The sequence below is a fragment of the Vibrio alginolyticus NBRC 15630 = ATCC 17749 genome, from assembly GCF_000354175.2.
In the GTDB taxonomy this organism is placed as follows: Bacteria; Pseudomonadota; Gammaproteobacteria; order Enterobacterales; family Vibrionaceae; genus Vibrio; species Vibrio alginolyticus.
In genome coordinates this window covers 1,421,653-1,445,452 of record NC_022359.1, presented here as the reverse complement: position 1 = coordinate 1,445,452, position 23,800 = coordinate 1,421,653, and the positions used below count along the sequence as shown (strand labels likewise).

19 protein-coding genes are annotated in these 23,800 nt (G+C 42.4%); 13 read left to right on the top strand and 6 right to left on the bottom strand.

Translation table 11 applies throughout. The features are described from left to right. The first annotated feature begins 3 nt into the window (after nt 1–3). The 10 genes from tssE to N646_RS21680 all read left to right on the top strand — a co-directional run bounded on the left by tssE (nt 4) and on the right by N646_RS21680 (nt 14,101). Nucleotides 4–468: a type VI secretion system baseplate subunit TssE gene (gene tssE, locus N646_RS21725; RefSeq protein ID WP_017820214.1), complete on the top strand. Its 465-nt coding sequence runs from the start codon at nt 4–6 to the stop codon at nt 466–468. Then, nucleotides 465–2,288, top strand: a complete 1,824-nt coding sequence (gene tssF, locus N646_RS21720) for a type VI secretion system baseplate subunit TssF (protein WP_017820213.1) — start codon at nt 465–467, stop codon at nt 2,286–2,288. Before tssE ends, tssF begins: the two co-directional genes overlap by 4 nt. Further along, entirely contained in the window at nt 2,285–3,250 is a 966-nt protein-coding gene (gene tssG, locus N646_RS21715; RefSeq protein ID WP_005375963.1) for a type VI secretion system baseplate subunit TssG, read from the top strand. The genes tssF and tssG overlap by 4 nt, the downstream gene beginning before the upstream one ends. Nucleotides 3,251–3,260: 10 nt before the next feature. Next, a complete protein-coding gene (gene tssH, locus N646_RS21710; RefSeq protein WP_017820212.1) occupies nt 3,261–5,828 on the top strand; it encodes a type VI secretion system ATPase TssH in 2,568 nt (855 codons plus the stop codon). A gap of 208 nt (nt 5,829–6,036) precedes the next feature. Further along, complete coding sequence (locus tag N646_RS21705; RefSeq protein WP_005375967.1) at nt 6,037–6,516, top strand: Hcp family type VI secretion system effector; 480 nt, start codon at nt 6,037–6,039, stop codon at nt 6,514–6,516. Between the two features lie 49 nt (nt 6,517–6,565). Further along, entirely contained in the window at nt 6,566–8,401 is a 1,836-nt protein-coding gene (gene tssI, locus N646_RS21700) for a type VI secretion system tip protein TssI/VgrG (protein WP_017820211.1), read from the top strand. Between the two features lie 11 nt (nt 8,402–8,412). Further along, a complete protein-coding gene (locus N646_RS21695; protein ID WP_005375969.1) occupies nt 8,413–8,703 on the top strand; it encodes a PAAR domain-containing protein in 291 nt (96 codons plus the stop codon). Next, the gene (locus N646_RS21690; RefSeq protein ID WP_017820210.1) at nt 8,704–9,543 is read left to right on the top strand and encodes a hypothetical protein; all 840 of its coding nucleotides are present in this window, start codon (nt 8,704–8,706) and stop codon (nt 9,541–9,543) included. A gap of 358 nt (nt 9,544–9,901) precedes the next feature. Continuing rightward, nucleotides 9,902–11,035 (top strand): exonuclease SbcCD subunit D, encoded by a 1,134-nt coding sequence (locus tag N646_RS21685; RefSeq protein WP_017820209.1) that lies wholly within the window; start codon nt 9,902–9,904, stop codon nt 11,033–11,035. 9 nt (nt 11,036–11,044) lie between these two features. Next, on the top strand, nt 11,045–14,101 hold the full coding sequence (locus N646_RS21680; RefSeq protein ID WP_017820208.1) for an AAA family ATPase: 3,057 nt from the start codon (nt 11,045–11,047) through the stop codon (nt 14,099–14,101). 58 nt (nt 14,102–14,159) lie between these two features. On the opposite strand, the gene N646_RS21675 is transcribed toward N646_RS21680, so the two are convergent. Continuing rightward, the gene (locus tag N646_RS21675) at nt 14,160–14,540 is read right to left on the bottom strand and encodes a cystatin domain-containing protein (RefSeq protein WP_017633640.1); all 381 of its coding nucleotides are present in this window, start codon (nt 14,538–14,540) and stop codon (nt 14,160–14,162) included. 307 nt (nt 14,541–14,847) lie between these two features. Here N646_RS21675 and N646_RS21670 point away from each other — a divergent pair, with 307 nt between their 5' ends. Continuing rightward, nucleotides 14,848–15,381: a lipocalin family protein gene (locus N646_RS21670; protein ID WP_017820207.1), complete on the top strand. Its 534-nt coding sequence runs from the start codon at nt 14,848–14,850 to the stop codon at nt 15,379–15,381. 207 nt (nt 15,382–15,588) lie between these two features. On the opposite strand, the gene N646_RS21665 is transcribed toward N646_RS21670, so the two are convergent. The 5 genes from N646_RS21665 to N646_RS21645 form a co-directional block, all read right to left on the bottom strand. Next, the gene (locus tag N646_RS21665) at nt 15,589–16,584 is read right to left on the bottom strand and encodes a succinylglutamate desuccinylase/aspartoacylase family protein (RefSeq protein WP_017820206.1); all 996 of its coding nucleotides are present in this window, start codon (nt 16,582–16,584) and stop codon (nt 15,589–15,591) included. A 110-nt stretch (nt 16,585–16,694) separates the two neighbouring features. Continuing rightward, complete coding sequence (yfcC, locus tag N646_RS21660) at nt 16,695–18,227, bottom strand: putative basic amino acid antiporter YfcC (RefSeq protein WP_005387492.1); 1,533 nt, start codon at nt 18,225–18,227, stop codon at nt 16,695–16,697. A gap of 211 nt (nt 18,228–18,438) precedes the next feature. Next, on the bottom strand, nt 18,439–18,759 hold the full coding sequence (locus N646_RS21655) for a c-type cytochrome (protein ID WP_017820205.1): 321 nt from the start codon (nt 18,757–18,759) through the stop codon (nt 18,439–18,441). A 78-nt stretch (nt 18,760–18,837) separates the two neighbouring features. Further along, nucleotides 18,838–19,842 (bottom strand): low-specificity L-threonine aldolase, encoded by a 1,005-nt coding sequence (ltaE, locus tag N646_RS21650; protein WP_017820204.1) that lies wholly within the window; start codon nt 19,840–19,842, stop codon nt 18,838–18,840. A gap of 22 nt (nt 19,843–19,864) precedes the next feature. Next, nucleotides 19,865–20,380, bottom strand: coding sequence for an NUDIX hydrolase (locus N646_RS21645; protein WP_017820203.1), 516 nt, complete (start codon nt 20,378–20,380; stop codon nt 19,865–19,867). A 269-nt stretch (nt 20,381–20,649) separates the two neighbouring features. Here N646_RS21645 and N646_RS21640 point away from each other — a divergent pair, with 269 nt between their 5' ends. Both N646_RS21640 and viaA read left to right on the top strand, forming a co-directional pair. Beyond that, entirely contained in the window at nt 20,650–22,311 is a 1,662-nt protein-coding gene (locus tag N646_RS21640; protein WP_017820202.1) for an ATPase RavA domain-containing protein, read from the top strand. A gap of 9 nt (nt 22,312–22,320) precedes the next feature. Then, nucleotides 22,321–23,775, top strand: a complete 1,455-nt coding sequence (viaA, locus tag N646_RS21635) for an ATPase RavA stimulator ViaA (protein ID WP_017820201.1) — start codon at nt 22,321–22,323, stop codon at nt 23,773–23,775. The last annotated feature ends 25 nt before the right edge of the window (nt 23,776–23,800 follow it).

Genomic DNA, 23,800 nt, shown 5'->3' with positions numbered 1-23,800 from the left:
ATCATGTCGTTAACCGTTTCTCTGCTCGACAAATTGATAGATAGTGATCCTCTCACTCGAGATGAGAAAGACTTCCCTGCAAGCCAGCAACAGATGTTGAGCAGCTTACTTAGAGATCTAGAGTCGATGCTGAATAGTCGTATTGGATGGAAAAATATTCCTGATGATCTTCTAGAGGTTCGTTATTCAATATTGAACTATGGGCTGCCAGATTTTTCCTCAATGCCCTATAGCAGCCAAGAAGGGCAGAATCAGCTTTGCGACATCGTTCATGAAGCAATTAAAGAGTTTGAGCCGAGGTTAAGGAACCCTCATGTCCAGATTTCGGACGAGAAAAACGCTATTGATAGGGTATTGAGGTTACAGATAAATGCCACTTGCTTAATTGATAACAGTATTCATGAAGTGCGATTCAATTCTGAAGTAGAGCCGGTAAATTTAGGTATGAAACTGAGTAGAGCAAAATGAGTGAAGAGTTTCTCAAGTACTATAATCGCGAGTTAGCTTATTTGCGTCACAAAGGGCAAGAGTTTGGTGAGCAGTATCCCAAGATTGCCGCGAGACTTCGTATTAGTGAGGAACAGGTTGACGATCCACACGTAGAAAGATTGTTAGAAGGCTGCGCATTTCTAACAGCAAGGATTAGACAAAGCTTAGACAATAGTTACCCTCAGTTTACAGAGTCTTTGATGGGACAGTTATATCCGGATTTTCACGCCCCAATCCCGTCAATGTCAGTCATTAAAATGAGCTGTTCTAACTCCACTTCCTCTTATTTTGATGTAGAAGAAGGCGAGCGAGTTGTTATCGGTGCTACTGGATATCATGAATGCGAGTTTAGAACTTGTTATCCGGTCAGAATGTATCCTGTTGATGTGACCTCTGGCGTTTTTAAAAATGCGCCTTTCAAGCCAGTTGGCTCACGATGGGAAAGCAATGCTCATTCAGTTTTGAAAGTACAGCTCACGGCTCAAGATGAAGAGACTCCTCTTGGTGAAATGGGGATAGAACGGCTGCGCTTCTATTTAAACGGTCAATCTCAATTGACTTTTAAGCTCTACCAAATGCTGTTTCAAAACCTAATTGGTTTATCTGTTGTTGTGGATGGCAAAGAAGTTCGTCCTTTAACCAAAAGACATCTTTCTGAAGTAGGATTTTCAGAAGATGAGAAAGTTGTGCCATACAGTAAAAGAAGCTTTTCAGGAGCAAGATTACTTGTTGAGTATTTGCACTTTCCTGAGAAGTTTATGTTCTTTGATATCACCGAACTTGGATTATCTGAGCTAGATCTTGGAGAGCAAGTCGAACTGTATTTTTACTTTGATACCAACGATGACTGGCTTCCAAAGCAAGTGGACGAAGAAAGCTTAATGGTAGGTTGTGTGCCTGTAATCAACTTATTTAAAAGTATTATGGAGCCTAAGCGTATTCTACCAACTGAATACGATTACCACTTGTCTCCGCAATACCAAGAATCTGAAAGTAATGAGGTTGTCTCAATTTCTGACGTAACGTTGAGAAACTGGAACAAAACGTACCACAATTTGCCATGTTATCACGCTGGTGAGCACACGCATTATACAAACACTAGTGAGATTTATTGGTTGATGAGACGTGAGGATAAGAACTGGGCTGGTGGGTATGATGAGCCAGGTAGAGAAACTTACATTTCTTTTGTTGATAAAAAACATCAATTGTTCAGCCCGGATAGCCGGGAAAACTGGTTAATGTACGTGGAAGCTGAGTGCTGTAACCGCAACTTAGCGCAGAAACTTCCATTTGGAGGTGGGCTGCCGCAAGTATCTTTACCGGAGGTAAATGACAATTTCGAATCTGTTCGTTGTTTAGTTTCTTTATCAGAAACTATTCGGCCAGAAATGGATGAAAGCACACGATGGCAGTTAACTAAGCTTTTAACTTTAAACCATTTTACCGAGGAAGATGGTTTAGCAACTTTGAAGCAGACCCTTAATCTCTATGCATTTTCTGGGACAGCAGAAACGAAAGCGGTAATCGATGCTTTAACTAAGTTAGAGTTTGAGCCTACTACAGGAAGAATTAGTCAGAAAGGCAAAGTTGGATTTGCGCACGGTATAAAAATTATTTTGACGGTTTCTGATCAAATTTTACCTAAAGAGCAGATCTTTCTCTTAGGTAGTGTTTTATCTGTTTACTTCTCGCAATATGCTGAAATTAACATTTTTACGCAGTTAGAAATAAGAATTAAGTCCACGGGAAAGTCTTTCCACCTATGGCCCGCATTAACTGGCGATAAGGTGTTGCTATGAGCGCGGAACAATTTTATCGAGAATTAAAGCAACATCCATTGTTTGAAGCGATTCATCTTATTGAACACGAAGTTCTGCAAGCAGAGGCGCAAATAGGAACAGATGCGTTACCGAAGCATGAAAAGCTAAACTTAAAGGTTAATCCATCATTAGGTTTTGAAAATGCTCAGCTTTGTGAACTGAAAAATATAGATGACAGCAAGTTAGAGATTGAGACCAATTTAATAGGCCTAACGGGTGAGCAAGGTGTGCTTCCCCAGCACTATAGTGAATTAGCTTTACATCGCCAAAAAGAAGGCGATACGGCTATGGTGGACTTCTACGATATTTTCAATCATCGCTTATTATCTCTTTATTATCGATGTTGGCAACTGAGTCAGCTGACTGTTCAGTCTCGTGCGCATGCGCAGGGCGCGCGTTCGCCGTTAGAAAGCTGTAAATCGGCATTAACTGGGAAAGGGAGTTCACTGTCCCGGCACTATGGTGGTGTGTTTGCTTCACCAGTGAGAAGTAAAGGTGGACTGAAAAGTATTCTTGAATGTTTATCTGGATGCCAAGTAAAAGTTCATGAATTTCAAGGACAATGGTTACACCTTACGAAAGAAGAGCAAACACGCCTTGCATCCCGAACTATGCCTGAAGGGCAGTTTGCTCAACTTGGTTTAGGAGCGTCTTTGGGTTCGAAAGCATGGAACATCAACGCGGGGACAACAATAGAATTTCTGCCAAAAGATAAACAGCTAGTTAGTAAATTGCTTCCTAACCAACCCAATATAGCAATCATTAAGAACGCTGCTTATGAGTTGATTGGAAAACATAAACAACTGAAGTGGCAGCTCACCACCAAACATAGTTTGCTACCACAAGCTTGTTTATCGAAACAGCAGGGGCAGTTAGGTATTGGTTCTGTGCTTAAAAAACACGAACGTACAAAAGATCGAACTATAACAATTACTATTTAAAGGAAATGTAATGGCTTCACTCTCACTTTCAGCGTTGGTCGAAAGATTGTCTCCTCAGGCTAAGGAAACACTTGAACAGGCAGCTGCGATGGCAAGCTCCCGAACTCATCACAGTATTGAAATGTCTCACTGGTTAATGATGATTATCCGCCATCCTGACGATATTTACTCTGAAGTTTTTGACGAATTTGATGTCGATAAAATCAAGGTTGAAACCGATATTCAAAAGGCATTAGAAAAATACAAAACAGGATGCCAGTCGGTGCCTGGGCTATCAGCTCATACGGTGACTGTTATGCAAAATGCCTTGTTGTCTGCAACCATTGAATTCAATCAAGAACAGTTGGGGTGCATCCATCTTTTATTTGCCTACTTGTCTGATGATACGTTAGTCAACATGGCTGGTTCGATTAGTCCTGAACTAAACAAGATAGAACCATCTCGCTTATTGAACTTTAAAGAAAGTAATGCGCCTCAATCAAGATCGAATGACTTAGCGCAGTCAAACGCGAATTCCGCCTTGAATCAATTTACAACAGACCTTACTGAGCAAGCTAGGGAAGGTAAAATAGATCCGGTGATTGGTAGAGATAATGAAATTCGCCTAATGATCGATATTTTATTAAGACGCCGACAAAACAACCCGATTCTTACGGGAGAAGCTGGTGTTGGAAAAACAGCCGTTGTTGAAGGTTTGGCGCAAAAGATCATTGATGGCGATGTACCTCCCGCTCTGCAAAATGTGGCAATTAAGTCTCTGGATTTGGCGTTACTGCAAGCCGGCGCAGGCATGAAAGGTGAGTTTGAAAACAGGCTTAAGAACCTTGTTAAGGAAGTAAACGACGCTCCACAGCCTATTATATTGTTCATTGATGAAGCTCATGGCCTAATTGGCGGTGGTGGGCAAGCGGGCCAAGGTGATGCGGCGAATATTCTGAAGCCAGCATTAGCGAGAGGTGAACTCAGAACGATCGCAGCAACAACGTGGGCAGAGTATAAAAAGTATTTTGAAAAAGATGCAGCTTTAACTAGGCGTTTTCAAGTCGTAAAGGTTGATGAGCCTGCCCCTGAACTCGCGATCGAAATGTTACGAGGCTTACTTGATGTAATGGCACAACACCACGATGTTCATATCACTAACCAAGCTCTCAATGCAGCGGTCCAACTGTCAGCTCGATACATTAATGGTCGTCAACTGCCAGATAAAGCGGTTTCTGTTTTGGATACGGCCTGTTCTCGAGTTGCGTTAAGTCAGTCATCTACACCGGGAGGCCTAGATGCGAAAAGAAACAAACTTAAAGCAAAGCAAGCTGAGTATGAGCATCTTAGCCAAGAGAGTCGGCTAGGAGCATCTCTTGATGTGCAGCTGCAAGGTGTCCGAAAAGAGATTGATGCGCTATCTAATGACATTATTGAATTAGAAGTACTTTGGGAAAAAGAAAAAGAATGGGTAAATGAAGCTAAGTCACTTAGAACCCAAATAATCCAGGAGGGTTCTGAAACTGCTAGAGACAAGTTACAAGAGCTTGAAAATAACCTTTCCGCTAACTCACAGCCCTTAGTTTTTTCGCATGTAAATGAAGCGCTAATCGCAGAAGTTATTTCGGATTGGACCGGTATACCGCTAGGTAAACTTCAGGATGATGAAATCCAAGCAGTATTGGGTTTGAAAGAAAGTTTGTGTAAGCGAGTTGTCGGGCAGGATCACGCTTTAGAGCTCATGTCTGAAGTGATAAAAACCGCGAGTGCGCAGCTCACGGATGAGACACGACCAAATGGTGTATTTCTCCTAACCGGACCAAGCGGAGTGGGTAAAACCGAATCGGCTTTGGCGATTGCAGAGAAAGTCTATGGTAGTGAAGAAAATGTCACGACTATCAATATGTCGGAATTTAAGGAAGAGCATAAAGTCTCATTGCTATTAGGTTCTCCTCCTGGTTATGTCGGTTATGGAGAAGGAGGTGTACTGACTGAAGCTGTTAGACGTAAACCTTATAGTGTAATTCTCCTCGATGAAATGGAAAAAGCGCACCCTGGTGTTCAAGATATTTTTTATCAGGTGTTTGATAAAGGCTCAATTAAAGACGGTGAAGGTCGAGATATAGACTTTAAAAACACTATTATTATTATGACCGCGAACACAGGGACCGAAACGACGATGTCTTTGTATTCTGATCCTGATTTATCTCCTGAGCCGTCAGCACTAAAAGATGCTTTACGCGATGATTTGTTGGTCGACTTTAAACCTGCATTTTTAGGGCGTGTGAACGTATTACCTTATTTGCCTCTATCAAGAAAAGTATTGATAGAAATAACAAAATTAAAGTTGGATAAAATTACGACTCGTATTCGTAAGCACTATAACGCTGACCTGTTTTTTGATGAGGAACTAATTAATGATATTGTAGACAATAGCAATGAGTCTGGCAGTGGTGCGCGTGTGGTACAAACAACCATAGAAAATACATTGCTTCCGAAGATTTCTCATGAAATATTGCATGCAATTCTTAATGATAAGACGTTTGATGAAATTATTGTTAAAGGTACAACTAGTGGACTTGATGTCTCAATAGTTTAACATCCTTTACACTCTCAATAATAATTGGGAGTTGGTTCATATTAACTATTATTTTTTATAAAAAACGCTTAAATTAAATCTTATTTAAAGATATAACAGGGCGTATTTAAAATGAAGTTTTTGATACATTAATCACTAATTATCACCAAACGTCAGATAATTAAATTACTACGATATATGTCAATTAATAATGCTATAGGAGATTAGCATGCAGTCTAATACGTATCTTAAATACGCAGATATTAAGGGTGAGGCAACAGCCGAGCAATACAAAGATTTGATTACACTACTATCTGTAGATTGGAGTGTAGGTCGTGAGATCTCATCATACACTGGTACAGCGATGGACCGTGAAGCGAGCGCTACTCGTCTATATGATTTGACTATCACTAAACTTCAAGACCGTTCTTCTCCTGACTTATTTAAAGAAGCGACGATTGGTAAAGGTAAACCAGCGGTTTTCCATATTACTAAGCAGGGTGAGAAGGTTGAAGAGATCATGAAGATCGAACTGACTGATGCGATGATTTCTAACTACTCAGTTTCTATCCAAGACGATCGTCCAGTTGAAACTATCACAATTTCTTACACAGAAATGATGATGACAGTGACTCCTACTGACGATAAGAACAACACTTCTGCTCCATTGGTATACGGCTACAGCGGTGTTAAAGGTCAACAAATGTAATTTTCATGCGGGGGAGTATTCCTCCGCATTTTTTTGAAAGAAGTATTTAATGAAAAGAGCAACTCAAGATAACAATTTCATCCGAATTTCTTCCCCATTCGGTAAAGATGCCATCATACTAAACTCGTTTGAGTATAAAGAAGAGATCTCAGAACTTTTTTCATTGCGTGCTAAAGCTTACTTTAATGATCAACGAAGTGAGTTAAACGAAATTATTGGTAAGGAAGTTACCATTACCCTTGAAAATAATGAGGATGTTTCTTCAAATCCTCGTTATATGCATGGTTACGTTTCTGCTGCAAGATTAGAAGGGAAAAGGGTTTCTAATACACATAAAGGCGAAAATTATAAAAACATAGAATTATTAATAGAGCCTAAATTACGTTTCGCTGAATATCGAAAAAATTGCAGAATATTTCAGCATAAAGATATAAAGGAAATTATCTCTGAAGTACTATCGGAGCATAGTGTTGCCTTTAGTTTTGAGCTAACCAAGTCCTATCCTAAATACACGTACAAAGTACAATATGAAGAATCAGATCTTGAATTTGTTCGACGTCTGTTATCGGAAGAGGGGCTATCATTTTGTTTTACACATACTAAGTCTGCCCATACGCTCAATATTTTTGATGACATCAGTTTTTATAAGCCGGGTACTGAGTTTTTAGTCGATTTTGATACAGGTACGGCGAAATCTAGCCACATTTCTTCTTGGCATGAAACGCAAATTCTGACTACTAAAGCGAGTCAAAAGTCAGGCTATAACATGCTCAAGCCTTCTTCGAATCCTAAAAATACTGCAAAGGGTGAAAGTGATTTTTTTACAGTGCCTGAAAGCGAGTATTTTGAATACATGGGTGAAATGGAGAGCAATGATCAATACGCACTGAGAAACACGCATGCAATAGAAGCACTACAGCAAAATGCATATTTGTGTCGTGGCGAGGCTACGTGCAGAACATTCAGCGTAGGCAAGTGCTTCAAGTTTAAAAAACATGAAGATAAATCTCGAGTTGGCAAAGAATATGTACTGTCTTCTGTTTTTTTGTCTGCTGCTGTTTATAACCAGACTGGTCAAGGTGGCACCGGTGCGCAAGGTGTCAAAGTCTCGTTTAGTTGTGTTGACTCAAAGACAATCCTTCGTCCTTCAGTTAACTATCCGAAACCTCAGATGAAAGGTTTGCAAACTGCAATAGTTACGGGGAACAAAGATGGTGAAATTTACATAGACAAACATGGCCGTATCAAAGTTCAGTTTCACTGGGACCGTGTTGGTAAATACGATGTAAATAGTTCATGTTGGATTCGTGTTGCGCAAAATATCGCAGGTAACGGATGGGGGTCGGTGTTTCACCCTAGAGTCGGACAAGAGGTCATCGTCGAGTTTGTCAACGGAGACCCTGATCAACCAATCGTTACGGGGTCACTATATAACGGTAGTCAACTCCCTCCTTACGCTTTACCAGAGCAAAGTTCTCAGAGTGGTTATAAATCACGCTCTGTACAAAAAGGTACATCCAATTTTAATGAGTTGCGCTTCGATGATAAGCCTGGTGAAGAGCACATTTATCTTCATGCTGAAAAACTGTTCCAAATGCTAGTTGAAGACTGTGTTGATATCGCCGTTGAAAACAGTAAAACCGAAAAAGTGACCAATGATGTTAATCAAGAGGTTGGTCAGAACGCGAGCTTGAAAGTAGGTAAAAACTTTTCGAATGAAACGGGTGAAGTACTGTCTTTTAATGCAGGAAAGAGCGTCGAGATCAAAGTAGGTGGTGCTTCTATTCAGATGTCTAGCTCTGGAGAAATCAATATCAAAGGTAATAAAATATCCATTAACGGCTCAGCTATTGCTCTTAAAGCTGGGCAAATTTCATTGAACTAAGGTGATTTAAAGTGGGTAAACCAGCCGCAATTTTGGGCAGCTTTCATCTTTGCCCTAAAAAAACAGGAAAGATACCGCATGTCGGTGGTCCCGTCGTTGTTGGTTCACCAAACGTAACGATTGGCGGGATACCTGCGGCAAGACAAGGCGACAAGCTTATTTGTATCGGTCCTCCGGATAGTATCTCAGCAGGTTCTTCTAGCGTAACAATCAACGGTAAACCAGCCGCAAGAGTCGGCGATTCAACGTCTCATGGTGGCAAAATTCTATCTGGTATGCCTACGGTTTTAATCGGAGGCTAGATGCCACTCGCATTTCAAACGCATCTTCTATCCTTTAATGGCCGTTCACACACCGTTCGCGAGATAGCTGATGATTCTTTTAGATTGTCCGAGGAAATCCGACCCCCTGACTTTGCTCAATCAATAGATGAGCATATATTAAGCCTCGTGCGCTCTGAGCGCGAGAGTCTTGAGCAAGTTGATATCAAAGGGAATCTCTGTGTTCTTTTACCATCTTCGGTAGACAAAAGCTTGCTTAAAGCATTGATAAGCGAGCTTTCTATTTTCGTTGGCCAAACTGTCAATACTGAAATTTACTTTTATCCTTATGGCCAAGCTGCATTTTTGATGGCACTAAATCGGATAAATCGTGAAGTTAATGAAACGCAAGCGACTTGGATACTGGCTATAGAGGTTACGAGCGATGTAGAAGGGCATGTCGAACCTCAAAGCTCTATCATTTTAACCAAGTGTTTTTTTCGACATTCAGGTCTTGTGCCTGATGTTGTTCGAATTGATTTAGATGCCAAACAACAACGCATCGCCGTGGACAAGGTGTTTAAGCAATTAGGAGTAAGTTGTGAACATCCACTCAGTCAATTGTATTTATCCGTTAATGAGGAAGAGCCGCAATGGTTAAACTCAATGCAATTCTTGTCTCCGTGGGTGACCGATCAAACTCAGTATCAATTTGTTGATATAAAACTTGGCGGATTGGGTGCATGTGGCGGAGTTTTAAAAGCGTTAGTGATTGATGAGCTTCAAAGAAGCAGCCCCTGCCCAGACTTTCACGTTTTGCAAGCCGACATCGAGCCAGATGGCTATGCGGTAGGAGTAATATACAATTGGCGTAGCGAATAGGTCTGGCTATTGCTTTTCCTTCTAGTAGCTGAGGTTTTAGTGATGCAAATGTTATGGGGGATTGACTCGAAACTGGCCCTTTAATGATGTTTGGACAATGACTAGGCGCAGCTTGCTTTTCAAAATAGCTTTGCTCACCGCGTTTTTACAGTGTTCTTCTCGCTTTCTGATTAAATAGCCAGCCATAGAACACAAACCACATGAAAAGCTGTTCGACTCAAGATATCCTTACCGATATAAAATAACTTGAGTTTTGGCTTGTTCGAGATCCCACCCGTGACGCATTCCTTTTTATAAACGGTACATGGACTCTGACAGAAGCAAGCCTACTCATAGAATTGGCGGAAAGTGAATTCGAATGAAGTTTATCCACACCTCAGATTGGCATCTTGGTCGACAATTCCACAACGTATCACTACTCGAAGATCAACAAGCAGTACTCGAACAACTGATTAACTATATTGAACGCAACCCCGTCGATGCAGTTGTAGTGGCGGGAGATATCTATGACCGTTCGGTGCCACCAACGGTTGCAATAGAACTGTTAGATCGAGTCGTGAAACGCATTTGTACCGAGTTAGAAACACCAATGATATTTATATCTGGCAACCATGATGGTGCAGAAAGGCTAGGTTTCGGCTCAGAGCAAATGAAAAATGCAGGTCTCCATATTGTTAGCAACTTTGAAGATATGCTCACTCCCATAATCATAAAAACGGACTCTGCGGACGAGGTCGCGTTTTATGGTATGCCTTATAACGACCCTGAACAGGTCAGGTTTGCCTACAAAGCCTCGGTATCCACTCATGATGAGGCTCATCAATTGCTTGTTGAGCAAATTAAAGAGCGCTTTATCTCTAAGCAAAAGCGCGTGCTCGTGAGTCACTGTTTTGTTGATGGGGCTATCGAGTCAGACTCTGAACGACCATTATCTATTGGTGGTTCTGATCGCGTGAGTCATGAACACTTCTTAGATTTTGACTACGTCGCACTTGGTCATTTGCATCAGCCTCAAAAGAAAGGCGCAGAGCATATCCGTTACTCTGGCTCTCTCATGAAGTATAGCTTTGGTGAACAGAACCAGAGAAAAGGTTTCACGTTAGTTGAACTGGACAAGAAAGGATTCGTTTCTGCAAAGCATATTGATCTTACGGCTCCTCATGAAATGCGTATTGTAGAGGGCGAGCTGGATAAAGTTATTGAGCAAGGGAAAACAGACCCCAAGAATGAAGATTATTTGTTAGTTCGTTTGATGGATAAACATGCGATTTTAAACCCAATGGAAAAACTTCGTTCAGTGTATCCAAACGTTTTACACCTTGAGAAACCTGGCATGTTAATTGGGGTAGAGCAGGAAATGGCGCAAGCAAAGTTGGCGCGAAGCGAAATTGATATGTTCCGAGATTTTTTTATTGAGGCGCAAGATAGCCAGTTGTCTAAAGAGCAAGAGCAAGCTGTTACTGACATTATTAAGCAATTATCACAGCAATAGGGACCAAAGATGAAACCAATTAAACTAACCATGCAAGCCTTTGGTCCGTTTGCAAAAACTGAAATCATTCATTTTGAGAAGCTTGGCAGTAACCCTCTATTTTTGATTAATGGTCCTACAGGTTCCGGTAAAACGTCGATCTTAGATGCCATTTGCTTCGCCCTTTATGGTGAAACCACAGGTAATGAGCGACAAGGTATTCAGATGCGGTGTGACTTATCCGCGCAAGACTTACCAACCGAAGTAGTTCTCGAATTTTCGTTACACGGCAAACAATACCGAGTTGTTCGATCCCCTGAGCAGGAAGCGCCCAAGGCCCGTGGTGAAGGGATGACGATTAAAAAGCACACTGCGGCTCTTTATGAACTCGGTGAGACTGAAACGCTTATCACCAGCAAGACGACTCAGGTTAAAACTGAAGTTAGCAATATTATTGGCTTGAATGAAACTCAATTTCGTCAAGTTATGGTGTTGCCTCAAGGAAAATTCCGAGAACTGTTGCTTGCTAGCTCTAAAGAGCGTGAAGAAATTTTTGGCCAGCTCTTTCAAACTGACATATATAAAAAAATTGAGTACGCGCTCAAAGATAAAGCGAGTGCAATTAGTAAAGCGAAAGGCGAATTTGATAATCAAATTCGAGGTGCTTTACAAGTTGCAGAAGCGAGTTCTGAACAAGAACTATTACAACAACTGGAACAAGTAACTAAGCAATTAGAGTCTGATAAAAAGAATGAGCAAGCAGCGTTAGATAAGCTCAATACTGCTAAATCTGAATTGCAAAAAGCGGAAACCTTGAATGGAGAGTTTTCGAAACGAGAGCAAGCAGAAAGCGCACTCAAGCTGCATCTAGAACACGCAGATTCGATAAAAGCTCGTCAACAGCAATTAGAAAACGCTAAAAATGCCAATAAGATAGAGTTGCCCTACATCTCATTACAAAATGCAAAAGCTCAAACGCAAGAGCTTAGGCAAAAAATCGTAGCTTTGGAAGAGAGTCTCGAAAAAGCTAATGTCGTTGCGAGAGAACAAGAAAACTTGCAGCAAAGTGCAAAAGAGGCAGCGGCAAAGGTCCCGCAGTTAACGCAACTGCAGTATCAGCTTGAAAGTATGAAAAACAAGTTGGTCGAGAAAGACAATTTGGAAAGTAAAATAACGGCGGGTTATCAACAAAAACAACAATTTGAAGCAACGTTAAAACAGTACATAGAACTAAAAGATAAGTTAACGTTACAGGCCCAGCAGGGACAGAAGGAGCTAGAGAAAGCACGAGTTGATGTTGCGCTTATTGGCAGCATCGATGCGGAAATAAAACAAAAACAACGGCTGTTACAGGATCTACAAAAGCTGCATGATCTTACTTTAGAGCTCTCTAAACTCAATGCGCTAACTGTAGGCAAGCAGCAGTCACTACACGAAGCCAGTCAGCGCTATATGCAGCGTCAACAAGCCGCTGATACGATAGAGCTTAAGTGGCACAACGCTCAAGCGGCAGTATTAGCGCAGCGACTAAAAGCAGGTGAAGCATGCCCGGTGTGTGGTAGCGAAACGCATCCTAACCCCGCAACGTTTGTTGAAGAAGCCGTTACAAAAGAGCAAGTTCAGGCGGCTAGAGCTAAAGAGCGAGAAGCTCAAACCTTGTTGAACCAACTAAGCAATCAGCTAGAACAACATAACGTTGTCATTAGTCAGTATCAGAATCAGTGTAACCAGTTGAAAGAGGAGTTGGGTGAGTATGCTACATCTGAGATCTCGACGGTTCAAAATGATTTGCAAGCGATCAATGCTCAACTCCTACGTCTACAAGCTATTGATATTGAAAAGCTAGAAAAGAACGTTGAACAGCTTAATCAACGCTGCGTCGTGGGTGAAAATAAAATTCATGAGCTGCAGAATAAAATGGCGGCAAATGAATCAACCGTTAAAGCGAACCAAGAACAATTGGCTCAATTACAAGCTTCTATTGACCCAAAATACAGTTCCGCTGACTTGCTTGAACGTGAAATTTTGCTGACAAAAGAGCAAATTCTGAGTTTGAACACAGGCTTAGAAAAGGCGCAAACCGCTTTGCAGCAAGCGATATTGGAGAAATCAAATGCGGAAAGTCACTTAGCGACGAACAAGCAGTGGTTATCTGAGTCAGAGCAAAAACTTAGCCAAGCAGAATTAGCGTGGAATGAGGCACTACAGGCGAGTAAATTTGAGGATGAAAGCCATTATCTAAGTAGTCGAGTGGGAGATGATGAACTTCAAGCCTGGCAGCAAGAAATAGACAGCTTCAAACAGGCACAAACCAAGCTTGAGCAAACACTACATGATTTAAATCATGCATTGAAAGATCTTGAAAGGCCTAATTTAGAGTTGTTTAATGACAGGTTAACCACTCTGCAGGCGCAATATATTGAAGTAAGGAATCAACTTGATACCACACGCTCAATATTTGAACGTCTTGAAAAGGTTCGTAAAGATATTGCCGTGTTGCATGAGAAAAATAGTAAGTTAGAAGAAGAATACAAAGTCTTTGGTACGTTGTACGACGTTGCTAGTGGTAAAACAGGCAGCAGGGTTAGCCTACATCGCTTTGTTCTTGGTGTACTGTTGGATGATGTGCTGATTCAGGCCTCCCAACGTTTAAGCCTTATGAGTAAAGGGCGCTATATTCTTGCTCGAAAAACAGAGGGCTTCAAAGGTGCTGCGGGTCGCGGCTTAGATTTAATGGTTGAAGATGGCTACACAGGAAAAACGCGTGATGTTGCGACACTTTCCGGCGGTGAATCATTTATGGCAGCGCTTGCTCTGGCACTTGGTTTGTCGGATGTTGTGCAATCCTATAGTGGCGGTATTCGTTTAGACACTTTATTTATTGATGAGGGCTTCGGTAGTTTAGACCCAGAGTCTTTAGATCTTGCTATTCAAACGCTAGTGGACCTGCAACAGACTGGGCGCATGATCGGTGTTATTTCTCACGTTTCTGAGTTGAAAGAACAAATGGCGCAGAGGATTGATGTAGAACCATCAAGACTTGGTTCAACGGTGTCGATTAAATCTCAATGTCGCTTCGCTGTCTAATTCAGTGACTACTGTTAGATCAAAAAGCCCCTAATGTTGGGGCTTTCTGACTAAGTCGCTACTGTTCGCAAAAGTGGCCTTCTTTTGGCGATTGGGTAATCGCATATTCGCCATCGAGGTTGCGATAAACAATCGTGTTCCAAACAGAGCCATCATCCAATTCAAACTCAATAGCATAGTTGACGCCGCTAACGATTTGCGCGTGAACATTCAGTATTTGTTTAAACGACGCTATTGTGTCCATTTTCTTTAAAACAAAGGCCATTGCCTTTTGTGCATCAGGGGTCGCGTTAAACTCATTCCACCCACCTGGCATGTTTCCTTGTGCATTACATACATCTGCCGAGGTCGTTAATTGTGTCGTTGCGCTCGGCTTTTCCTGCTGACAACCTGCAAGTAACACCAAAAGTGCACAAACTGACACTGTTTTTAATTTCATAACAATAACCTCTGTCTATAACGCAACGTATTATAGGAGGGTGATATGCCTACGAATGTCTATGTTGTGCAAAGTTTCTATATGCATAGGGTTAAATGCTGACAAAATGTACAAGCATGGTCAGCTTGTAAGTCAAAAATAGAGCAATCTTGTTATCGATTTGCTGAGATGACGAGGTTTCGGTGTTCAGCGCGCTATTGATGATGAAGAATTGTGATGTGTACCTATGAGGGCGATGGTGCGGCTTAGTGATCGATTTGTTATCTTCTAGAGTAAAATCAATCACTAATTAAAATTTAGGTGTTGTATGAAATCGATAAAAATATTTTTACTTTTGTCACTTGCAACTTTATTTGGTTGTACTTCGAAGCCGGATGGGGTGGAACCCGTCAATAATTTCGATTTAGAGCCATATCTAGGTAAGTGGTACGAAATTGCACGCCTAGACCATTCATTTGAGCGAGGCTTATCCAACGTTACCGCTGAGTATCAGGTTCGCGAGGATGGTGGGGTTAAGGTGATAAACCGTGGATATTCCGAAGAAGAGCGACAGTGGTCAGAAGCTGAAGGCAAAGCTTATTTTGTTGAAGATAAAACGGTTGGACACTTAAAGGTTTCCTTTTTTGGGCCAATATACTCTTCTTACATTGTTTTTGAGCTAGGTGAAAACTATGACTATGCGTTTGTTTCCGGTTACAACCACGACTATTTGTGGCTATTGTCTAGAACGCCTAACGTTGATGAGAAAGTAGTGGAGCGCTTTAAGTACGTAGCTAAAGAGAAAGGTTTCGCTATCGACGAGCTCATTTTTGTTGAACAAGAGAAACAAAGACAGCTTTAAGTTCATCAGCGTGGCTGAAAAAGCGGACAGAGGGGAAGCTTCCTAATTAAGAGCTCAGTTTGTCATTTCGCTTAACAGTAATTTGTTACGGCGTAACTTAATGTGGTCAAAATGGACATAGCCCCATCATTTGTGATTACTCGTGATGGGGCTTATATAAATTTGAGTGAGCGTCGAAAGGTTGCTCTATCAACAAACGGTTATGGTTTACTTAATCAAACGAACGATCAGGGAACCTGGTGCTCGAATAGATTCAACATTGTGGCTAAGTACTGTGCCGTTTGTTGGGGCGGTGTAGCGTTTAATCTCAGCGCCAAAGCTGTCGTATTGAATCGCAAGAAGTTGGCCTTGCTCGACAAAATTCATCAAACTGACATGAGGCAGTACAAAGCCGCCGTGTGTCGCTTTCACACTGACGATTTCGTTTCCTTCCAAGCATGACGTAATAGGGTCCATATCACCTTCAACAATGCTATGCTTTTTCAGCACATTAAAAATGCCTGTTACAGTTCGACTGATAAGTTCTTGCTCGGTGTATCGCCCCATACCTACTTCAACAGTAATACTTGGGACACCATGGTTATTCCAAACCGTTTCAAGGACGCCAGCATCTCCAGGATCATTTAAAATCGCATCAGGATTAATGAGACGAGCCATTTCTAATGATTGCTCGATTCGGAAATCTGCAAACACGTAAAGTGGATAGGCCGCACCACTGGTTTGAGTGTGAAGGTCAATGGCTAAATCAGCATTTGGCTTGAGCAAATCATTCCACAATGCATATAAGTAACGTTGGGCCTCATTGCCGTTTTGGTCACCAGGAAAAAAGCGGTTTAAGTTTGCAGGAGACGCATCAGGATCTGCGGAATAGAAATCGCGGCTGTGGTTTAGCATACCTGGCATGTTAATGGTTGGAACAATAGTGACAGTACCAGCGACTTCAGTGCCGATGAGCTCTCGAGCAGTTTTCTGCGCTGCTAACACACCATTGTACTCATCACCATGAACCCCTGCGGTAATCATGATCTTCTTGCCAGGTTTTTCACCTTTGAACACTAGCACAGGTAGGTGTTGCCACTGAGAGAGAGCATTCGTTGCGATGCGAAACCAAAACTTATGCTCGCCCGAATTTAGGTCTGCTACATTGAGAGATTGAATCACTTGATGACCTTGAATCACGTCATCGAGAAATTGTGTTGCCATTAAAGTTACCACTCCAAAACCATAAGCTAATCTAAAACCTTAGCGTCGTCATACCATGAATATTAATAAGGCGAGAACATGTCTCGCCTTAATTACCAATTGGCTTCGTTTTACGCAAAACCCATAATATGAGCTGCGATAACGACGATACTTGATAGGGTAAAGAGTAATAGAATAAATCGCCAGCAGAATTTTGCCCAGTCACCCCAGTCGATACGGCAGACACCAAGCGTTGCCATGAGAGATGCCGAAGTAGGGACGATAACGTTAGTAAAGCCATCGCCAAGTTGGAATGACAAAACTGCCACTTGGCGCGTAACTCCTGCAATGTCTGCCAGAGGGGCCAGTAGAGGCATCGTTAGTGCCGCTTGTCCGGATCCTGAAGTGACGAAGAAGTTGAAGATAGATTGGAATACATACATTAACCATGCCGCAGCCACGTCAGGAAGCCCGCTAATTACGCCGCCAGCACTGTTTAGAATTGAATTCAGTACACTCGCTTCATCAGTTGTACCACCACCAAGGATCAACAATACACCTTTTGCACAACCCACTAATAGGGCAGGTGCAAGCATAATAGCTGCACCTTCTTTAAATGCATCAGCTGCGCAGTTTAGCGTCATACCGTTCAGGCGAAAAATCGTACCGATGATCGCGACAACAAAGCCCATAGTGAAAAATTGAGACGCGATTTCTGGGATGTACCATGCGTTAGCGACTACGCCCCAAACGACCCACACCGTGGTCGCAATAACCGTAAGGATAACGAGTGTGTCACCTAGGTTCCAACGAGAATCTTGATTGCCAAGCTCTTGCTGACGGAAATACTGGTCTGTGCGATGGCTGTAAGAAAGTTTAGGATTTGACTTCACACGAGCGGCGTAGATCATTGTGAAAGCGATACCGATTAACGTAAAGCCAGCCCATAACCCCATGCGTACTGTCATGCCGGATAAAACAGGTACACCCGCAATGCCTTGCGCAATAGCGACGGAGAAAGGGTTCATCCAAGAAGTAGCAAAGCCAATTTGAGTCGCAACATAGGTAACCATTACCGTAGTGATACCATCATAACCAAGGCGAACCATAAGCGGCGCGATAATAATCGCAAATGCTACGGCTTCTTCACCCATACCAAATACCGCACCGCCTAGCGAGAACAGCAAAAATAGCACTGGAATGAATAGCGCTTCGTTACCTTTGGTCTTATCGATAAGGCGCAGGATACCGTTATCGATTGTGCCTGTGCGCATTACAACGCCGAAAGCACCGCCGATAACCAACATGAACATAATCACGCCGATTGCGCTGCCCCATTTAGAGCCAGAAACTAGCCCTTCGAAAGGGAAGTTCATCAGACCAATGCCACCACCAGAAGCAAACAGGCCAACCTTGTTGTAAACCAATTCACCGTTTTCGTCGGTTGCATAAGAGAAAGAAGAAGGATCGATAACTGTGCGAGTTTTTTCTGCACCGTCGACCATGTAGGTCACCTGTTGGCTATCAAAATGACCAGCAGGAATTAAGTAGGTAAGAATCGCAGCAAGAATACCAACAATGAAGATCAAAATGAGGGTATCTGGCATCTGCCACGACTTAGGGGTAGCAACCGAGTCTGCTGGTTGCGCATGTGTGTGAGACATAACTTACTTCACGTCAAATTCAATAAAGCATGAAATATCGATAAAATAGAATAAAAAGTCAATATTAATGCTTATGTTGAACTATAAATTCATCAAATATTTGAAGTGAAGTTAATTTGATTGTTTTGTGGTCAAGTGTTGGGTTAATGTTTCAATATGCGTTGAGTTTGGATGATTCACGAGCTTTCATAGTCATCTACAGGTGATCTAATTACTTGATTTCTGTCTGTTCTGCATAAAAAGCAGCGACATCACGAAGGTCTTCATCATTTAACATTTTTAACTGTGCTGCCATCATTTCTGCAAGTGGCCCTTTACGCTCACCGGCTTGATAAGATTTCATTGCATTGTAAAGGTACTGAGCATTTTGACCAGCAAGGCTTGGATAGGTGTTGTTCGTTGCGATGCCTGTAACACCGTGACAATAGAAACAGCTAGGTGATTTGATTTTACCTTTATCAGCATCACCAAACGGCTCGGCATGGATAGCGGAAGAGAAAATAAAAGAGATTAGAAGTACAAATCTGAGCATGGAGGTTATCTATTCGCTAAAAATCATGCCGATACAATAAAGCTTCCCCTTAGGGGAAGCTCAATGATCAAAATCAAATTAAAGTAGAGATTTTATACTTGATAAGAAAGTGTCGATGTCTTTCGCTGAAATATCTTTATGAGTTACAAAACGAATTGGATTTCCAGGGGTTATCGTGATGTTTTGTTCCTTTAGTTTCGCAGCGATACTTACTATGTCCACTTGAGGATCAAGCTTCGCGAACACGATGTTCGTTTGAACAAATTCAGGGTTGACTGAAAAACCAGGCAGTTCTGCTAAACCTTCCGCTAAGGTTTTTGCGTTGATGTGATCTTGTTTTAGCTGTTCCACTTGTTCGGTAAGGGCAAGTTTGCCTGCTGCGGCAAGAATACCCGCTTGACGCATACCACCGCCGACCATCTTTCTTAAGCGACGTGCTTTTGCGATGTAGTCTTTGCTACCAAGCAGTAGCGAGCCAACAGGGGCAGCCAGACCTTTCGACAGACAGATCGTCATTGAATCAAAGTACTGACCGATCTCTTTTACCGGAACATCAAGTGCAACGGCTGCGTTAAAAACGCGAGCGCCATCTAGATGCACCTGCAAGTTATGTTTATTCACGAAGTCACGTGCTTCTGCTAAGTAAGACAGAGGTAGTACTTTACCATTAATTGTGTTTTCTAAGCTGAGAAGCTTAGTGCGAGCAAAGTGACAATCATCTGGTTTAATCGCAGCAGCCAGTTTATCAAATGGTAGCGTGCCATCTGGGTTATTTTCGACTGGTTGAGGTTGAATTGATCCCAAAACCGCCGCGCCACCAGCTTCGTATTTGTAGTTATGTGCTTGTTGCCCACATAGATATTCATCTCCCCGCTCGCAATGCGCCATTAAACCGAGCAGATTGGCTTGAGTGCCTGAAGTGGTAAACAAAGCTGCTTCGAAACCAGCAAGCTGCGCAGCAAATTTTTCAAGCTCATTGACCGTAGGGTCATCACCATAAACATCATCCCCAACGGGGGCCTTAAACATGGCTTCTCGCATGGCTTGGGTGGGCTGTGTAACGGTATCTGATCGAAAATCCATGAATGTCTCCTTGGTCAAAGTCCTAAATATATCCGCAAAGGCGCGCTTTGCTTAAGCAAGCGATCGTTTTGGCATCGGTGATCGTGCCATCGACAATCTTTTCTTCGAGTTGCTTGATTGACAAGGTGACGACCTCAATCACTTCGTCTTCATCGCACTCGTAACGGTTTGTTTTGTTGAGCTTTTCGGCAACAAATAGATACTGTATCTCATCACAAAATCCGGCAAGAGGGGTGACTTGGCCGAGAGACGTGAATTTCTCTGCACTAAACCCAGTTTCTTCCTCTAACTCTCTTTTGGCGCAGCAGAGTGGCTCTTCGTTGCCTTCCCTGGTACCAGCAGGAAGTTCCAATAGCCATTTATTAAGTGAAGGCCGAAATTGGTGGACAAGGACAATCTCACCCTCCGCTGTAATAGGGAGAATCACCGCAGCACCCGGATGATGGATTGTGGTGTGCGTAATTGCCTGTCCTGTAGGAAGCATAACGTCTTCTTCAATCAGAGAAATTTGCTTCCATTTATGAATTATCTTGCTCATGCAGTTATGAACCCTAGCTGTTACCGCATTTTTGACGTTTTTCGACATTAACCACAAATGGTGGGAAACAAAAGCAAAAAATACTGCAACACGACGAAAGCGTTTGCACTTTAAGTGAGCAATGTCTCATAAATGGAAACTTTGATTGCTTCGTCAAGAAGGGGAAAAGCATCTGCTATAAGGGGAATTCGACAAAATACATTTGTAACAAAGTCATAACAAGTGTATAAAAATGTTAACGCAATACTACTTCAGCAGCCGGAGAACGTATGACACAAACCTTATTTGCCTCAAATGCCGAAAAAGCGCTTCTCTCAGAACGCATCAATAAATTGGCGAAAGCGTTAACGGATGGCGTTTATGAGCGTGAACATACGATCAAGCTCTGCCTTCTTGCTGCACTTGCTGGTGAAAGTGTTTTTCTTTTAGGTCCCCCTGGTATTGCAAAAAGCTTAATTGCCAAACGACTCATCCAAGCGTTCGATAACAGCAGTTACTTCGAATACCTGATGACGCGCTTCTCAACCCCTGAAGAGGTGTTTGGGCCACTGAGTATCCAAGAGCTAAAAGACAACGGCCGTTATGTTCGCTTAACTAAAGGGTATTTGCCAACTGCACAAGTCGTATTTTTGGATGAAATCTGGAAGGCGGGCCCTGCAATTCTTAATACATTGCTGACAGTGGTTAATGAGAAAACATTCAAAAATGGCAGCGATATCGAGCGTGTGCCAATGCGCTTGTTGGTATCGGCTTCCAATGAATTACCCGATGAAGATAGTGGATTGGATGCGCTCTACGACCGTATGTTGGTGCGTGTGTTTGTGAATCGAATTCAGAATAAACAAAACTTTAAGTCGATGTTGACTGTGGGCACATCGCAAGAGGCACAAGTACCAGAAGGCCTAGCTATAACTGATGAAGAATATCATCAATGGCAACAACAGCTCGACAAATTGACGTTAACCGACAATGCATTCGAAAAGCTTTTCCAGCTTAAAACGATGTTAGAAGCCAAAGTTGAAGCTCAGTTTGATGATGTGGCCAAGACCGACATGTATGTCTCTGACCGCCGCTGGAAGAAAGCCGTGAAGTTGTTAAAAGCGAGCGCGTTTTTTAATGGTCGCGATGAAATCAATCCGCTTGACCTTCTACTGCTGCAAGATTGTTTATGGAACAGTCCTGAATCGCGAGATGTGGTACGTGAAGTGGTTCAAGAGTTCGCCTTAAAACATGCATTTGATCAACAAGACGCGGAGCAGGAAATTGAGTACTGCCGAGAGTCTTTGGTTGATGTTCAACATGAACTTGAAGATGCCTACCGCATGACGTTAACGTCTGAAGCGGCAACGGGTATTTTGCGTAAAGAAACCATGCGCTTTGATACCTCTAAAGCCAAGATGTACAAAGTTGGCGCAGCCGTTAACTTAGTTAAATTGGTTGTCTTGCAAAGCAACATGTCGGTTTCAGAATCAGAAAAAGGTGATAGCCGCTGGGTTTATGTACCCAAAGATGAGTTAGATCGAGTCATTAAAGAGGGAAGCGGTGATGTGTATGGTTACGTCAATCAAAACACCAACATGTGCCGTTTACGATTTGACATTGACGCGGCGAATAACCTAGCTATCCGTGATATCGCGAATCGAGGCATTTTGGTTAGCCTAGTGACTCAAGAGGGCTTGGATGTAGAGCTTTACCAAAAGTGGTTAACGCAGAGCGAAAAAGCCGTAAATCAGCTTAGTGAGGCAGAACACCATATGCGCAAGGTGAAAGCGAACTTTCATGATGCGCTTCCGCATAGCTTTGTTGATCCTGAACTACCCCGCCTAATGGAGTCGAGTCTACAACAGGTTAGTCAGAGACTTGAATCAATCCAAGCAGAAAGTGAAAAAGTTATCCAACGCTTTAAAAACTTACATCAGTTTTTCTCATAAGGAGACGACATGCTAGGTGCAGACGGACTTAACCTCGCGCTGATGGTGGCCGACTCTGGCATCATCGATAGCGCAGTTAATGATTTGATGGCGCGTTCACAAGTCATGATGATGGCAGAAAACCGAGGCGTTAAATCTTCGGTCAAAGGTCACTTGTTAAAGTGGCGAGGCAGCGTTAAAAAACGGATCACCAAGGTATGTGAGACAGAGCGTTTCCAACAAGAGCTGTCTTTATATCAAGAGGTCATTCACTGGGATGAAGAGGCGTTTTTTGAAAACATCGAAGATGTGATTAAAAAGCTGGAATGGCACTCTGCGTTTTACATGCAAGCTCGCCGAATGATGGAAAAGAACAAAGGGATGAATAACCCTATGTTCCCACATTACTTTTGTGATCAATGGTACCAAAGCCTCACCGATGCAATAAAACAAGCGCAAGTAAGCGAGCTTGAAGCCAATAAAGAAAAGGTGCTGAAAGACCTGTATCAACGTATGGAAACCATGCGTAATATGGATAAAGTCACGGAGTCGGGTGATGCTGAAAGTGTAGGGCGCCTGTGGGATATGGCATCTGCCAAGTTGAGTAAAACAGACTTAACGGTGATGAAACGCCATGCTGAGTTTCTGAAGAAGCACCAAGGCTTGCAAGAAATTGCGGAGCAACTCGGTCGTATGGCGGGGCAAGTAAATGATCCTGAACTAAATCGTGCGCCCACTGAAGAACTTCAATTGGTCGAAGAGAAAAGTGATGAGGCGACGGATGATATTGTTGGTATTCACGAAAGCGATGATCTAAATAAGCTACTTCCCAACGAAACGATGTTTTTGGCGTATCCTGAACTTGAAGTTGTGTTCTATAAACACTTAGTCGATAAACGGCTCATGAACTATCGTACACAAGGCAAATCGCGCACGTTACGTAAAGTTAAAGCTCACCGACCTGACCATAAAGCGGTAGATATCGAAAAAGGCCCCTTCATTGTTTGTGTGGACGCGTCCGGTTCCATGAGTGGCTTTCCTGAGCAATGCGCCAAAGCCATGGCTTATGCTCTGATGCAAATCGCACTAGCGGAGCAACGTGATTGCTATGTCATTATTTTTTCTACGGAACACATTACCTACGAACTAACCAAACAAGATGGTCTGCGCGAGGCGGCGGACTTTCTAACTTATAGCTTCCATGGTGGTACAGACTTAGAGCCAACTTTGATTAAATCTATCGACTTGATGAGCGGTGATAAATATAAAAACGCAGACATGGTAGTCATTTCCGACTTTATCGCGCCAAAACAACAAGACGAGTTACTGGCCAAAGTGGATGCGCTCAAAGCGAAGAAAAACCGTTTTCACGCGATTAGCTTATCGAAATACGGAAATCCTGCATTAATGTCGATGTTTGATCACACTTGGTCTTATCACCCTAATGTTGTGGGAAGATTGCTAAAAAGGGTCAGCAACTATTAAACGCCTTAATGTTTCATGGGACAAA